This is a genomic window from Microcoleus sp. FACHB-831 (assembly GCF_014695585.1).
GTDB lineage: Bacteria > Cyanobacteriota > Cyanobacteriia > Cyanobacteriales > FACHB-T130 > FACHB-831.
Map to the genome: position 1 here is coordinate 284,928 of NZ_JACJON010000067.1, position 16,331 is coordinate 301,258.

At 44.8% G+C, this 16,331-nt stretch carries 12 protein-coding genes; 11 read left to right on the plus strand and 1 reads right to left on the minus strand.

What is annotated here, in order from left to right:
• Positions 1-66 precede the first annotated feature (66 nt).
• From H6F77_RS19900 to H6F77_RS19920, 5 genes are all read left to right on the plus strand, one after another.
• Positions 67-1,611: a NarK family nitrate/nitrite MFS transporter gene (locus H6F77_RS19900; protein WP_190490364.1), complete on the plus strand. Its 1,545-nt coding sequence runs from the start codon at positions 67-69 to the stop codon at positions 1,609-1,611.
• A gap of 141 nt (positions 1,612-1,752) precedes the next feature.
• Complete coding sequence (locus H6F77_RS19905) at positions 1,753-3,984, plus strand: molybdopterin oxidoreductase family protein (RefSeq protein ID WP_190490366.1); 2,232 nt, start codon at positions 1,753-1,755, stop codon at positions 3,982-3,984.
• Positions 3,985-4,247: 263 nt separating this feature from the next.
• Positions 4,248-5,630, plus strand: coding sequence for a chloride channel protein (locus H6F77_RS19910; RefSeq protein ID WP_190490368.1), 1,383 nt, complete (start codon positions 4,248-4,250; stop codon positions 5,628-5,630).
• A gap of 24 nt (positions 5,631-5,654) precedes the next feature.
• Positions 5,655-6,125, plus strand: coding sequence for a nitrate reductase associated protein (locus H6F77_RS19915; protein ID WP_190490370.1), 471 nt, complete (start codon positions 5,655-5,657; stop codon positions 6,123-6,125).
• Between the two features lie 6 nt (positions 6,126-6,131).
• Entirely contained in the window at positions 6,132-7,151 is a 1,020-nt protein-coding gene (locus H6F77_RS19920; protein ID WP_242022342.1) for a peptidoglycan recognition protein family protein, read from the plus strand.
• 207 nt (positions 7,152-7,358) lie between these two features.
• Here the strand turns inward: H6F77_RS19920 and H6F77_RS19925 are convergent, their stop codons facing one another.
• Positions 7,359-8,225 carry a M48 family metalloprotease gene (locus H6F77_RS19925; protein ID WP_309228889.1) on the minus strand — a complete coding sequence of 289 codons (867 nt, stop codon included), beginning with the start codon at positions 8,223-8,225 and terminating at the stop codon, positions 7,359-7,361.
• Positions 8,226-8,574: 349 nt separating this feature from the next.
• Between H6F77_RS19925 and H6F77_RS19930 the strand changes: the two genes are divergently transcribed.
• The 6 genes from H6F77_RS19930 (at position 8,575) to H6F77_RS19955 (ending at position 16,310) form a co-directional block, all read left to right on the plus strand.
• Entirely contained in the window at positions 8,575-9,459 is an 885-nt protein-coding gene (locus H6F77_RS19930) for a TIGR02587 family membrane protein (RefSeq protein WP_190490372.1), read from the plus strand.
• Positions 9,456-9,884, plus strand: coding sequence for a TIGR02588 family protein (locus tag H6F77_RS19935; protein WP_190490374.1), 429 nt, complete (start codon positions 9,456-9,458; stop codon positions 9,882-9,884). The genes H6F77_RS19930 and H6F77_RS19935 overlap by 4 nt, the downstream gene beginning before the upstream one ends.
• 59 nt (positions 9,885-9,943) lie before the next feature.
• Entirely contained in the window at positions 9,944-11,074 is a 1,131-nt protein-coding gene (locus H6F77_RS19940; RefSeq protein ID WP_190490376.1) for a serpin family protein, read from the plus strand.
• Between the two features lie 16 nt (positions 11,075-11,090).
• Positions 11,091-11,690, plus strand: coding sequence for a DJ-1/PfpI family protein (locus tag H6F77_RS19945; RefSeq protein ID WP_190490378.1), 600 nt, complete (start codon positions 11,091-11,093; stop codon positions 11,688-11,690).
• A 1,057-nt stretch (positions 11,691-12,747) separates the two neighbouring features.
• Positions 12,748-14,712 carry a methyl-accepting chemotaxis protein gene (locus tag H6F77_RS28745; protein ID WP_190490380.1) on the plus strand — a complete coding sequence of 655 codons (1,965 nt, stop codon included), beginning with the start codon at positions 12,748-12,750 and terminating at the stop codon, positions 14,710-14,712.
• A gap of 737 nt (positions 14,713-15,449) precedes the next feature.
• Positions 15,450-16,310, plus strand: a complete 861-nt coding sequence (locus H6F77_RS19955; protein ID WP_190490382.1) for an SDR family oxidoreductase — start codon at positions 15,450-15,452, stop codon at positions 16,308-16,310.
• Positions 16,311-16,331 lie beyond the last annotated feature (21 nt).

Here is a 16,331-nt window from a genome sequence, read left to right on the forward strand (position 1 = left end):
TCAAGTCTTAGCTAACAGTCAAACAGGGAAAAAATTTTAGAGGCAGCTAGCAGAGGCAGCATTTTCATGCTTAAAGGATTAATTTCATTCACTGGTCGCTATCGCATATTACACCTGAGTTGGTTTGCCTTTTTCCTCACATTTGTGTGTTGGTTTAACTTTGCTCCCTTTGCTACGACGATTGGGAAAGAGCTACATCTAACACCTGAGCAAATCAAAACTTTGGGCATATGTAACCTTGCCCTAACGATACCAGCGCGGATCATCATTGGTATGCTGCTGGATCGTTTTGGGCCGAGAATCACATACACAAGCCTGCTAGTATTTGCTGCTGTCCCCTGTTTGGCTACGGCCCTGTCGCAAGACTTTAACCAATTAGTCTTGAGCCGTCTGCTAATGGGAGTTGTGGGGTCTGGGTTTGTTGTGGGTATCCGGATGGTGTCGGAATGGTTCCCACCAAAAGATATCGGAATTGCTCAAGGTATTTATGGCGGCTGGGGAAATTTTGGTGCCTTTGGAGCAGAGTTCGCGCTACCTACACTTGCAGTTGCGGGAGCATTTTTGAGCGGTGGAGCTACTAACTGGCGCTTGGCGATCGCTCTAACTGGCATTATTACAGCCCTCTATGGCGCGATCTACTACAACAACGTCCAAGATACGCCAACGGGTAAAGTTTACAAGAAACCCAAGAAAAGCGGGGGCATGGAAGTAACAAGCGTTAAAAGCTTTTACGCCATGATTGCCACGAACTTTGGATTGATTTTTGCATTAGGCTTATTAGCTTGGCGTTTGACGAAAGTTAAGTTCTTCGACGAGTCAGGAATGTATGTGGCTTGGGCGCTGTTAGCAGCACTGTATGCATACCAAACCTACCAAGCTTGGCAGGTGAATCGCGAACTTTTGAGCGGACAAAAAACTTACGCTCCTTCCGAACGCTATCAATTCCGCCAAGTGGCGCTGCTGGAGTTAACTTATATCACCAACTTTGGCTCTGAACTGGCTGCGGTTTCGATGTTACCGATGTTTTTTGAGAAGACATTTCAACTCGATCCAGATCCGGCAAAAGCCCACATTATGGCGGGGATGATTGCAGCTACCTATCCCTTCTTGAATTTGATTTCTCGTCCCAGCGGTGGATTGATTTCTGACAAGTTTGGTAGCCGCAAGTGGACGATGACAATTGTTAGCGTCGGTATTGGGATCGGCTATCTGCTAGCTCACAATATCAACTCCAATTGGCCTATCCCCTTGGCGATCGCTGTCACAATGTTTTCCGCCTACTTTGCCCAAGCTGGCTGCGGTGCAACTTACAGTATCGTGCCGCTAATTAAAAAGGACATCACCGGGCAAATTGCTGGAAATGTGGGTGCTTACGGCAACTTCGGCGGTGTAGTTTATCTAACGATATTCAGCTTAACCGATGCACCGACTTTGTTTACCACGATGGGCGTGTCGGCTTTGATATGCGCTTTCTTGTGTGCATTCTTCCTCAAAGAACCAAAAGGTTCCTTTGCCTCAGAGTATGAAGGCGAAAAAACCGCAAGCGAATCGCTGGGAGATGATATTTTGCTAGACGGGAAAAAAAGAGCCGAAGGCTACTTTAAAAATTAGGTCTTGCATTAAGGGGCAAACTTGCGATTGAGCAATAGTGACTACGAATACAGAATGCGGAACATCAATAAGTAAAAAGTAACTAAGAGTTGATTGTTTCGCATTCACTCCTCTGTATAGAGCGATTAGGGTTAAACTGCTATGACTGACACAACCAAAACACTATGCCCCTACTGCGGCGTTGGCTGTGGACTAGAGGTTTCACCACCAGCAAGACCAGGTAAGCCTATAAATAGGGATAGTCAAGGAAATCCCATCTGGAAAGTGCAGGGCGATCGCGCTCATCCCTCCAGTCAGGGAATGGTTTGTGTCAAAGGTGCTACTATCGCCGAGTCAATCTCCAAAGATCGGTTGCTTTACCCAATGGTGCGCGACTCCCTCGACCAACCCCTGCGCCGCGCTAGTTGGGAAGAAGCTTTAACTCGCGTAGTAGATGCAATAAAAAAAACGCTTGCAACTCAAGGGCCAGAAGCAGTTTGCATGTATGGCTCCGGTCAGTTGCAAACTGAAGATTACTATGTCGCCCAAAAACTGCTCAAAGGATGTCTAAGCACTAATAACTTTGATTCCAACTCGCGCTTGTGCATGTCTAGCGCAGTTGCGGGCTATACGCAGAGCTTCGGCTCAGATGGTCCTCCCTGCTGTTACGAAGACCTAGACCTCACAGACTGTGCCTTTCTTATTGGCACTAATACAGCCGAGTGTCACCCAATTATCTTCAACCGACTGCGGAAACACCACAAGAAAAATAGCAATGTCAAAATGATTGTGGTCGATCCGCGCTGCACTACTACGGCTGAAGCGGCAGATTTACATCTGGCAATTAAACCAGGGACTGATATAGATTTACTCAATGGTATCGCTCACCTGCTTCATCGGTGGGGCAAAATTGATACCATGTTCCTTGATGAATGCACGCAGAACTTTCCGGCTTTTGCCAGCGCGATCGCTCATTACCCACCAGAAGTAGTCGCTCAACGCTGTGGCATTTCGCAAAAAGATCTCGAAACAGCGGCGCGTTACTGGGGTGATTCCCAGCGCGTTCTTTCTATGTGGTCGATGGGCGTCAACCAATCGAGCGAAGGAACGGCTAAAGTTCGCACTATTATAAATTTGCACCTGATGACTGGTCAGATTGGCAAGCCAGGAGCAGGCCCATTTTCCCTTACTGGTCAGCCCAACGCTATGGGGGGAAGGGAAACGGGCGGACTCAGCCACATTCTGCCCGGATATCGGTTGGTGAAAAATCCTCAACATCGAGCCGAATTAGAGGAGTTATGGGGGCTGAATCCCGGACAAATTTCTCCCCTTCCTGGAAAAGCAGCGTGGGACATCGTTACAGGTCTTGAGACAGGTGATGTGGGGGTGCTGTGGATTGCTTCGACCAACCCAGCAGTCAGTTTGCCGGATTTGGAGCGTTCAAAAGCAGCAATGCGGCGATCGCCTTTTACTGTTTACCAAGACGCCTACTACCCCACAGAAACAACAGCTTTTGCTCACGTACTGCTACCTGCTTCACAGTGGGGCGAAAAAACGGGCACGATGACCAACTCCGAGAGGATGGTAACGCTCTGCGAGGCGTTCAAAAATCCCCCCGGCGAAGCTAAAGCAGATTGGGAAATTTTTGCAGAAATAGCTCGTAGATTGGGATTTGCCGACAAGTTTGCCTTCAATACATCAGCTGAAATCTATGACGAATGGGTGCAGGTGACGAAAGGGCGTCTTTGCGATATGAGCGGCCTAAGTCACGAGCTGCTACGCAAAAATGGCCCAACTCAATGGCCCTGTCCCGCCGAAAATGGAACAGAGGGAGATGATTCCCCAATCCAAAATCCAAAATCCAAAATCCAAAATCCGAAGCGGCTTTACACAGACCTTCGCTTTGCGACACCGGACGGACGCGCCCGGTTTGGTGCGTACCACTCGCGGGGTTTAGCAGAACCGCCAGATCCAAATTATCCATTTGTGCTTACTACTGGTCGTCTATACGGCCACTGGCACACCCAAACTCGCACTGGTCGGATTGAAAAGATTCGCCAGATGCATCCTAACCCGTTTATTGAGATTCATCCCCGCGATGCGATCGCGCTGGGAGTTCAGGAGAACGATTTGATAGAAGTGCGATCGCGTCGCGGAATGGCTCGCTTCCCTGCTCAAATAACAAAGGCAATTCCCCCCGGTACTGTTTTTGTGCCCATGCACTGGGGCAGTCTCTGGGCAGACCAAGCCGAAGCCAACGCCCTCACTCACGCAATATCTTGCCCGGAGTCAAAACAACCTGAATTAAAAGCCTGTGCGGTGCAGCTATTGCCTGTCGCAGCTATCTCCTTAAGAGTTGAGGAGCAACCCAAGTCTACTCCTGTTTCTGTTTAAATTGAGCTGCCAGATAGAATTCTGGCAGTTTTCGTTACTTCAGAAAAAAATAAATTTATATAGAAAGCAGATAAGGCGATATGAAGCATAGAGCGTCGGTAATCTGCGATCGCGGCCATTCCTATACCTAAGAGCGGATTTAGACCTTGGGAATTAGTTATTTAAGCTAAAAAAGTTGTTTTAAATACATCAATATTGTTGATTTAAGCTTAACTTAACGATGCTCTCTAGCTCGACAATGTATGTTTTGTCGAGGAGAATTTATGTCATCAAATGTTCCAGATCGAACAACAGCGATCGCTGCTAACAATCCCGCTATATCTCCAAATGCCTCAGATATAACTCGCGACCTTACCTATCAGCAAACCCTCCTCGCCAGCGCCATTATCGGAATTGCTGGGGGATTAGTCGCAACTGCTTATTACTACGTTCTAGAAGCAAGCCTGCACTTTGTCTGGCATTACCTGCCGCACGCCCTCGAACCTTATTTCCCTTCTGCAATTCAATCCTGGAACTATATCTTGATCGCTACTACTATTGGTGGCTTTCTAGTTGGCCTAACGCTACACTTTATGGGTCTGCCAGGGGAAGTTTCCTTTGTAGTGGATCAAGTACACGATCCAGGCAAAATTTCTGTGCGCCAAACCCCGGCAATGATTGTCGCCTCTCTGTTTTCAATTACCGCTGGTGGTAGCGCTGGGCCAGAAGCCCCACTCGTGCAAATCAATGGCAGCTTTGGAGGTTGGTTGGGTTCGCGCCTCAAACTACCAATCGCTACAACCCGCGTGCTGACTTTCTGCGGTATGAGTGCTGCACTGGGCGCATTTTTTGGTGCGCCTCTGGGTGGGGCACTGTTTGCCCTAGAACTCCCCCATCGCCGAGGGCTGGAATATTACGAAGCTCTAATTCCTGCGGTTGTTTCAGCTATTCTGAGCTTTTTTGTGTTTCGGTTTAACACGGGGCTGACGATTGGTGGTATGTACCATTTTGCTGCTGTTCCCAAGTTGTCCCTCATGAATTTAGTTGAAGGCGCAGTACTGGGGGCGCTAGGGGCGTTGGTTGCTGTTATTTTTATTTTTGTCTTTCGCAGCATCGGGCATCTAGCTGAAACTATTTCCAAACGGCCCATTGTGCTGGCTACTATAGGAGGTTTATCGATTGGGCTAATTGCTTTAGCATTCCCTCAAACGCTGTTTTTTGGCGAAAGAGAGATTGCAACTATTATCGAAACAGGGCCGAGTCTGGGAGTTAAATTGCTATTGTTAATTGCCTTAGCAAAAATGCTGGCTGTCAGCTGTACTCTGCACTCTGGTTTTCGGGGAGGATTTATCTTTCCGCTGTTTTATATTGGTGGGACAGTAGGCTTGGCTCTAGCTCTATCTTTTCCCCAAATTCACCCGACAATCGGCACGCTCTGCATGATGGGAGCGGTGAATGTGGCGATAACAAAAACGCCGATCAGTACTACTATAATTCTCAGCGTACTTTCTGACACGGCAATGGTTCCCGTCTTGGCGATCGCTTGTTTGGTTAGTTTCTTGTTGACTACTCAAGTATCTTTAATCAAGACGCAGCGATCGCGATCGCAAATAGTTGCCGAACCAACTCAAACCTCGCCTGCCGAAGCCTGCTCGGTCGCTACATAAAACTATTGTTAATTATTAGTCGCCATGAGTGATTTCTTTGAATTTGAAGCGGACTTTGTAGATTCTCTCCGCTGCATTCCCATGCAAGTGCGTATGAAATTAGACACTTGCGGTGTCAAACTTAAATTGTCGCATTGGCACGATCTCACAGATGACGAGCGTCAAGCCCTCGTAGACTTGTCCTGCACAACAGAAAAAGAAAGTCAAGCCTATCGGGAATTTTTGCACAAATTAATTCTAGAACGCACGGGTACGCCAGCAAGCGATCTGCCAGTTGAAGACAGCCCCGCATGGATGGATGCAAAAACTGTGCCACCCAGTATTAACGAGAAGGCGCAAGAATTGGGGCTGACGGTGACACCTTCGCAGTGGGCTTCTCTAACTCCATTGCAGCGGTTTGCCCTAATTAAACTCAGTCGCGCCAGTCACGAAAATAAGAACTTTTTACCAGCGCTTCAGGAATTTAAGCTTTTTCCTTCCTATCAAGAAATGTGAAAAAATTTGTCCCTAGCTTGCAGCGACCTGGGCATTAGGTTAAAAACAACCGTAGCGATCGCGATCGCTCTGCTGCTCAAATCTACCCTAACTATCAATATGCCTTTCACTGCTCGCGTCATTTCATGCCAAGAGTGGGGTGCCAGAAGCCCAAAAGAATGGCCAGAGGAAACAACCCCCAAATATGTCATCATCCACCATACCGATACCCCCAATCCACCAAACGATATCTCCAAAAAAACTGAGGACGGAGCCAAAAGATTTGCTCGTAGTGTCCAAAATACCCACATGGATATTTTTGGCTGGAATGATTCCGGCCACAATTTTTTGAATACCACTGGGGGCGTCCTCCTAGAAGGAAGACAGGGCAGTTTAGCAAAAATCAAGCAGGGTTTGTGCGTTCGCTCCGCCCATGCTGGAAACCCTCTGGGCAACGAGTCACCAGGAATTGAAAATGAAGGTCGGTTTATGACCTACCAAATGGGGGAAAAACAATGGAATAGTTTAGTAGATTTATGTGTTTCGCTTTGCAGTACGTGCCGCATTCCTCCTGAAAATATAAAAGGCCATAGAGACTTTTCTCCCACTGACTGCCCTGGCGATTGGCTCTACAGCCAACTGCCGCGTTTGCGTCAAGCCGTAAAGCAAAAGTTAAATACTCTTACGAGTGGGACAGACGAGTCTTTAAGACTTGGCTCAGTGGGGGCAAAAGTCAAACAGTTGCAACAGCTATTGCGAGATAAAGGATTTAATCCCGGCCCCATTGATGGCAGTTTTGGTTCTGGTACAGAGATTGGTGTGAAAGCTTTTCAAAAGTCGGTAGGACTGACGGCAGATGGAATTGTTGGTAATACCACTTGGACGGCGCTGACTAATCCATCAAAGCCAATTCCCATCAGCTTGATTAATATGTGCAAGTATTATAAAGGCTTGCCTAACCAAGATGAGGCATTGACTTGGCTTCAGAAGCAAATTCCTCAATCAGTTCTCGATGAGTTTGCCAAAAAATGGCGCGATCAAAGTTAATAGATCTGACATCAGTAGTAGTTGGGTGGGCCGTGCCCACCACCCTTAAATTTTCAGGCGCGTGCGACAACGCATTTAAGGATGACTATTTAAGGTCTTCAAAAGATTGCTAATATGGCCGCTTATTAGTAAATTCTTTTTACCTAAAAACAAGATAGCGATCGCGATTAATCAGCGCGATCGCCCTCAACTCACCGCTACTAAATTCTATTTTGCGCTTGGCAAACGAGGAGCAATATATTTAGCAAATTCCTCGCGCCCTTTCTGCAAATTAGCTGGAACTCCCTGGGGATAATTTTTAGTAATTTCAGCTTGCAAGCGTTGAACTCGGTTTTCAGGGCTGGGGTGGCTGCTGAAGAACTCCGGGGACTTGCTGCCACTCCTTGCGGCTCCCAAAATTTTCATTACTTCTACCATAGCCCGAGGGTCGTAGCCAGCTTCACTCATAAAGCGCACGCCCAAGCGATCGCTTTCCAGTTCGTCTTCGCGTCCGTAACGCAGGCTAACTACTTGGTTAACCGCTTGGGCAAGAACGGCAGCCTTTCTTCCACCATCATTGCTATCACTTGCTGCAACCCCAACTGCGGTTACTACAGCTTGACCTAACTGCTGCTTGGCTAAATGTTCGGCACCGTGTCGCGCAACAACGTGTCCAGCTTCGTGACCCAGCACGCCCGCCAGTTGCGCTGAGGATGAAAGACGCCGCAGCAGACCAACGGTAATAAAAATCTGACCTCCTGGCAGGGCGAAGGCATTGACGGTTTGAGGATCGCGCAGCAGATGGAATTCAAAGGGATAACCTGAACTCTGGGCGACGGACTTCTGCACCACCTGCCCTCCTATCTTGTCAATATATTGCTGGAGCGCCTGGTCTTGGTCAAGACCGCCAAATTTATTGGCCATTTGCGATCGCGACTGCACTCCCAAAGCAATCTCTTGACGTGGTGTTAGCTGCACGCGCTGCTTTTCCCCTGTTATCGGGTTAGTCACCGTAGTAGTGCAGTATGCGATCAGCCCAAATATCAGCGTTAATAACGCAATACCCAACCGCACCAGTGGTGGAGCATTTCTCACCGCTTTTCTCCCAATTTTTGCTCAGAAGATTACCACATTTTTAGGCAATAACGCATCAGCCCGGAGGATAATTATCCAGCTTTTGCTTAACTTGGGTGCGTTTTTATATGTAATCTCTAAAACATAGTATTTAGCTATAAAATTTAAACATATTTAACAAATTTTAGTATGTTAAAAAAGATTAATTAATAAGATCTCTCTGCTAAAAAGGAAACAATTTTAATAAAATTAATTAAGCAGTATGCCATTCGAGTAGTATTAAATTATTGCTAAGGTTTCAGGTATAAAATATAGCTTAATTTTAGGATAGAGTGTTATTAAAAACAGTAAGTGGGCAAAAAGAGGTTGAATGATAGTAAAAAGGACGGGGAAACGTCAAACCTTTAAGTTATGGAAAAATGAACTAGACGATGTTATTCGTGGCGCATCGGGAGGATTTTTGTTTGGCATTCCTATGTTGTACACGATGGAAGTGTGGTGGATCGGTTCATTTAGTAAACAGCCACGAATGTTGTTAGCGATCGCAGTTACTTTTATTGTGGTATTCCTGCTGAATCGTACCGCCGGTTTCCGCAAAACTACAAATATTCGGGTTAGCGATGCGGTAATGGATAGCATCGAAGCGATCGCAATAGGTATAGTCTGCGCTAGCGGCATACTAATACTGTTGCGAGAAATCACTTTAGATACACCCCTGGGTGAGGCGCTGGGAAAAGCAATATTTGAAGGCGTGCCATTTTCGTTGGGAGTGGCGCTAGCGAGTTCATTTTTGAGTGGCGATCGCTATCAATCTCAAAATGACCAAAACAATTCGCAACCACAAGATCAAACAAGTATCAACGCCACCTTGGCGGATGTTGGTGCAACCTTAATCGGTGCAACTATCATCGCTTTTAATATTGCGCCAACCGACGAAATACCAATGCTAGCCGCAGCCTCTTCACCTGCGTCACGGCTGGCAATTATAGCTGTCTCTCTTGCAATTTCTTATGGTATTGTCTTCCAGGCTGGCTTTACTTATCAACAAAAACGTATCCAGCAACAAGGAATATTTCAACGCCCGATAAGCGAAACTATTTTTTGTTATTTAGTATCGCTAGCAGCGGCAGCTTTTATGCTGTGGTTTTTCCAACAACTCAGCTTCGACGATCCTTGGCAAGTGTGGTTGAGTTATACATTATTATTAGGACTACCCGCAACAGTTGGGGGCGCAGCAGGAAGGCTGTTAGCATGAGTGAAGGTAATAGAGATAAAAATCCATCGGAAGAAGAAGAAAAGCGACCGCCGCGATCGCTGGCTGAATTGGTGTCATTGAGTATCGCGTCGTTCATCCTAGCCGCGGTTGTCGGATTGGTACTTTACGATTGGTTTTCTCAGAAAGATCAACCGCCGATTTTAGCAGTAACGCCGAACAGTGAAATTAGGCAAGCGCACGGACAATTTTATGTTCCATTTAAGATTAATAACACGGGCGGCGATACAGCGGAATCAGTACAAATTATTGCTGAATTACGCATAAATGGAAAAATTGAAGAAACTGGCGAACAACAGATAGACTTCCTTTCAGGTGGAGAAACAGAAGAAGGCGCATTTGTATTTAGCCGCGATCCGCGTAAAGGTGAGTTATTAGTGCGAGTTGCCAGCTACAAACTACCATAAGTTATGTAGTAGTAAGCGATTAAACTCGATTGGCTGGAAAACTAATTGGGAGTGATAGTATGGTCAAACCTACTTTTATCCGGGCTAATACTAGATTTGCATTCAAGCTGTTTAGGGAACTTAGAAAAGAAGAGACGAGCAAGAACGTTTTTATCTCTCCTGCAAGCGTAGCGATCGCTCTGGCAATGACCTACAACGGTAGTGTAGGACAGACACAAGCAGAAATGGCGATCGCGTTGGAATTGCAAGAACTGAGCTTGGAACAAATCAACAACGGTAACGCCGAAGTGAGAAAGGCATTAGGAAATTTGGACGAGGGGATAGAGTTGGCGATCGCTAACTCGCTTTGGGCGGAGCAAGATGTCACCTTTAAGCCCGATTTCTTACAACGAATCAATGATTTTTATAAAGCAAAAGTTGCTAATCTAAATTTTAGCGCTCCCACAAGTCTGGCAACCATCAACAACTGGGTAAGGGAAAACACAAAAGGCAAAATTAAGACAATTCTTAATCAACTCAGCCCCGATGTAGCTTTAATCCTCATCAACGCCATCTATTTTAAGGGTATTTGGGCAAACCCTTTCGATAAAAAAAATACTCGCGGTCGCGTTTTTACTCTGTTTGATGGCACGCAAAAACAGCATCCAATGATGTTTCAATCCAGTACATACTCCTACTACCAAAACGAGAGCTTTCAGGCTGTTAGTTTGCCATATGGTAAAAATCGAGTAAGTATGTATATCTTCCTCCCAAACCCAGAATCAAACATAGAAGAGTTCCACAAAAATCTCAACGCTGAAAACTGGTATGAATGGATGAGCCAGTTCCAAAATATGAAAGGAACAATCGTTCTACCACGCTTTCAGCTAGAGCATGAAGTGCAACTCAAGAATGCCCTCATCGCCTTGGGAATGGGAATGGCTTTTGAAGGAGGTTTCCCGCAGATGTGTAACGACGAAAATCTTGCCATTAGCAGAGTCATCCATAAAACCTTCCTGGAAGTCAACGAAGAAGGAACCGAAGCCGCCGCCGCAACTGCTGTGATGATGGCAAGAAGCATGTCTCTCAAACCGACCTTTACAATGATGGTTGACCGCCCGTTTTTCTGCGCGATTCGGGATAATGAAACTGGAACATTGCTATTTATGGGTTCTATTATGGAGCCAAAGATTGCAACATCCAAGCAATAAAACAGGAGTTAGGAAAATGACTGGAAAGAAGATATTGATGCTTGTCGGCGACTTCGTTGAAGACTACGAAGTAATGGTTCCTTTTCAAGCATTGCAAATGGTCGGTCACACCGTCCATGCTATCTGCCCAGACAAGAAAGCGGGACAAACCGTGCGAACAGCAATCCACGACTTTGAAGGCGACCAAACTTATACTGAAAAACCAGGCCACAACTTTACCTTAAACGCTACATTTGATGAAGTAAAAGCATCAGACTACGATGCCTTACTCATCCCCGGCGGACGTGCGCCTGAATACATTCGCCTTAACGACAAAGTGTTAGAAATTACCCGCCACTTTGCCGAAGCAAATAAGCCCATCGCCGCCATCTGTCACGGCTTGCAAGTCCTAGCAGCAGCAGGAGTTCTTGAAGGCAAAAGTTGCACCGCCTACCCCGCCTGCGGGCCAGATGTAACCAAGGCTGGCGGACTGTATGCCCACATCCCAGCCGATGAAGCGATGGTTGACGGTAACTTGGTGACAGCGCCCGCATGGCCCGCGCATCCCCGCTGGCTGGCAGAATTCCTCAAAGTGTTGGGAACTCGCATTGAACACAAGGAAATGGTAGCGGTTTGATCACCTGACTGAAGATTTATTTAATATGCCGCTGGCAGCGTTCCAGCGGCATTTCTATTTTTAGGTTTTTGCTTATATTTACAGATACTTAATTGGATATTTTCGCAGCCAATACGGTTCTGTTTAGCCCAAAAATATATAAAGTTAATCTTGTACAAATAAGGTACAAATGCAGCAATGCACTTTGAAAGACTTCTTCTGTCTTAAAATTAGGTTTGTGACTTTAAGCCTGAAAAACTGCAATTGCCAGTTTGACTGATATAGCAACCGTATGTATTTGTAATGTAAAACGAGCCGCGTCAGCGTGTTAGGCGTTAGCGCAAAAGCGTTATAACTTTTTAGGGAAGCACGCGAAGACGCCAAGAAAGAGAAAGGAGAAGATTTTACCACTCATTTAGGCTTGCTATATATAGCAATCACCAGTCAGTTGTGAGAATATAGGAGAATGGAGATGCTTTGCAACGTAAATTCATATGCTAAAAGACCATACCAAGATTATTTAATGTAACCCAGACCCAAGGGAGTTGAAAGCGATCGCGGGGAAGATGTTTCTGCAAGTTTACAAACACCGAAAAATTCAAGGGAGCGTGGAGGTGAGTTCTTTCTTTCATCAGCGAATGGACTCAACGCTATAAATTGCTGGGGCGTTTAGGTTAAAACTAGGATATTTTGGGTCATGCCGTTATCTTGAACCTGTTTGCTACACGCCAAAGGATAGTGAGATTTGGCATAACTGCAAGGGCACGTACACTTCCGAGTACGATGCGGTATTTTGCTCCAATCCAATATATTACAAATTGTTTGAGCAAGCAGGCATAACCGCAAAAAGCTCGCCTTCACACAAAAACAATAAAAATGCTATTTTTCACTGGATAAAGTTTAGAAAAAATGCTAGTTAATCGACAGCGCTACACCCTTGTAGCCAGCTAGGTAGGTTAATTGTTTATTTGTATGCAGCCCTTAAAGTCTGGCTTGGAAAATTTTTACTCTGGTCTTTCTGTAGCTCCTTAGTTTTAAAGTTGAATCCTTACCTTTATTTTCATAGATAAATTGCTATATGTTTAACAAGCAAGATATTACTAAACAACCTCCACAGCCTAAAAACACAGGTTCTATTACTAAAAAAACCCTTTATCAGATAGCACTGAGCGTTGCTATTGTAGTTGCTGTTGCTGCTGCGATAAATTATTTCCAATTTCTTTCATTGTTAAAATTTAATGAGGTGGAGCAACTAAAAAACTATGTAGTTGAACGGGTTGAACGGGAAAAAATTATTTTCGCTCTCGCAGCAGACAATCAGGAAAGCCTTAAACAGGAAATCATCCGAAAATATCTACAAACTAACCAAGAAGACCCCCAAGTTCAATTCGACAATTTATTTGCTAGAGAAAAAGATGGAGTCATTCGCAATCGCCCCGAACTATTTGATGGGACGCGCCAAGCAGGTGTATATATTGACAAATCATTACCTATCAATGCTGATATTCGCCGCCATGTCATCGATTTCAAGGAGCTAGTAGAATCCTACGGTCCCGCATGGCATAACCGTTTTCAAAATATCTACATTATGACTCCTGAAAACATCATGGTTGAGTATTGGCCTGAAATTCCTACCTGGGTTCAGGATGCTACAGCCAATCTTTATTTGCCTAAAGAAGAATATTACTTTGTTGCCGATGCCAAACACAATCCAGCTAGAAAAACTGTTTGGACAGGTCTTATATATGACGAAATTAGCAAACTCTGGATGGTGTCGGCTGAAACCCCTGTAGATATCAACGGCAAACAGATTGCAACCGTTGGGCAAGATGTAATGCTCAATGAGTTGATGCAACGAACAATTACTGACCATATTGAGGGTGGGTATAACCTGATTTTTCGGGCGGATGGTCGATTGATAGCCCACCCAAACTTAATGGATAAAATTCAGGAAGAAAAGGGACTATTTAATATTCTTAATTCTGATGATGATCACCTGAAAAATATTTTTCAATTAGCAAAGCATGCTGCATCCGGTGAAATTATTATTGATGACGTTAAGGATGGAGAGTACCTGGCTGTTACAAAGATTGAAGGGCCAGATTGGTACTTTGTAACAGGTTTTCCAAAATCTATATTAACAAAGCAAGCTTTAAATGTAGCTGCATTCAACTTGATAATGGGCGTTGGCGTATTATTAATATTAGTAATAGTAGTGTTTTTGGTTTTACAAAATCAAGTTGCTCAACCCTTAAAACAACTAATAAGTGCAACTAACCAAATTGCTGAAGGAGATTATAATATTTCTCTTGAAGATAACAGACAAGACGAATTAGGCCGTCTTGCTCAATCATTTAACATCATGGCTGCTGAAATAGCATCCAGAAGCAGAGAATTGCAGAGCGCACTTGAACAGCAGGCGATTTCAGTTCAGGAAGCGACCACTACAATGGATGAGTTACTTGCCTCTTCTCGCATTTCAGCTGAGCAAGCTGAAGCTGCTGCTGCTGGAGCTAAACAGGTATTATTTTTAATAGAGGGCAATGAAGAGAATGCAGCTATAAACGGCAAGTCTAGCCTGAGAGAAAAGGTAGCGCAACTAGCTCAAGAAATATTGCGTTTAAGCGATCAAACCCGTCAAATTGGGACGATCTCAACATTAGTTAGTGATTTAGCTAATCAAACAAATATGCTAGCGCTTAATGCTGCTGTTGAAGCAGCTAGAGCTGGGGAACATGGGAAAGGATTTAATGTTATAGCCACTGAAATCCGTAAAGTTGCCGATCAAAGTAAAGGGTCAGCACAGAAGATTAATGCTTTGGTTCGGGATATTCAAACTGCTACTAATTCTACAGTAATGGTGACGGAAGAAGGCAAGAAAAATGTTGAAGGTGTTGTTGATGCTGTTCATAATATTACTCTAAATTCTCAACAAATTTCGCTTAATGCTAACCAACAAGCTATTGCTATTTCGCAGGTGGTGCAAGCAATGAATCACCTCAACAAAGTGGCATCGCAATATCTAAAAAATAGCAGAAATTAATTTTTTTTCGTTATTTTTGTTAGCAATACCGGAACTATTACAGATTTTGCCTGCGCGAAAGGCATGAGCGCAACTATAGATGCTGGACTGGCATTAAGGTTAGTATTTGCTTGCCTAATATAGCTCGTTTAAGCTCTAACGGTTATTGATTATAGAAAAGGCGATCGCTCCTAGTTTGACTCTAGCTTTGTTGTGTGTGTATCGGCTTCTTTGACAAAAACTTCACCATAGGGTCAGTCTAAGACAATGCCATGCACTGTGAGGCGAGCGTAATTTAGAACTATCGTTACAAGAAAACCTGCGGCTGGGCAACAACTTGATTAATACAGATCATCTGCTATGGGGAATAATCCCTAAGTATTAAGTGACTAGATAAAGAGGAGAAAAATTATGTGTAGCAGCTATAATTTTGCAAAATTTGGGGTTAGATCCTCAAAATATGGAACTTCAGGTGCGGATGAGCATAAAACGCTGAATTAGAAACTCTTATTCGCGGGTGCGGGTTTATATTGGCAAATGTGAAATGCTCTCCTTGAAATTTATGCTCTAGAGTGTTTGTCGCTACGGTTAATTAATTACTACCAAGGGTGGATTAAACTCCCCGTCCTGAAGAGCCAACCTTATAAGCGTCTAGAGTCTTAGTTTTATCTAAATCGAGCCTAGCTGTTTCAAAGCTTAACCCTTGAGTTGACTTCAATCCAGGGGGATGATTTTCATGGACGCTAAAGGAGAATAATATGCCCTCAGAACAAACGCTACAGCCACCACAAAAACAAGATCATCAACCCGGTATTGAATCGGAGATGACGCCAGAACCCAAGTTTGACGATTCTAAATATAAGGGTAGTGGCAAGTTGCTGGATAAGGTGGCGTTAATTACTGGCGGCGATAGTGGAATTGGTCGTGCAGTTGCTCTGTTTTATGCTAAAGAAGGGGCAGATGTTGCTATTGTTTATTTAAACGAACATGATGATGCCCAAAAAACTAAAACGTTGGTTGAACAACAAGGGCGTAAGTGTATCACTATAGCTGGCGATATTGGGGACGAGAAGTTTTGCCAGCAGGTGGTGCAGCAGACAGTTGATGAGTTGGGTAAATTGGATATTCTCATCAATAATGCTGCCGAACAGCATCCTCAAGAAAGCCTCGAAGATATTACTGCCGAACAGCTAGAACGCACTTTCCGCACTAACATTTTTTCGATGTTTTATCTGACGAAGGCGGCGCTAAAGCATCTGAAAGAAGGCAGCGCGATTATTAATACGACTTCGGTAACGGCTTACAAAGGCAATCAGCAGCTTATAGATTATTCATCTACTAAAGGTGCAATTGTGGCCTTTACGCGATCGCTCTCCCAATCTCTAGCTGAAAAGGGCATTCGTGTAAATGGCGTCGCACCAGGCCCAATTTGGACGCCGCTGATTCCGGCAACTTTTCCAGAGGATAAAGTAGCCAACTTCGGCCAACAAGTGCCGTTCAAGCGAGCTGGACAGCCGGAAGAAATTGCGCCTAGCTATGTGTTTTTAGGCTCAGATGACTCTTCTTATATGTCCGGTCAGATTCTACATCCCAACGGCGGCGAAGTCGTCAATGCCTGATATAGGCTGAGTTGAAAACTC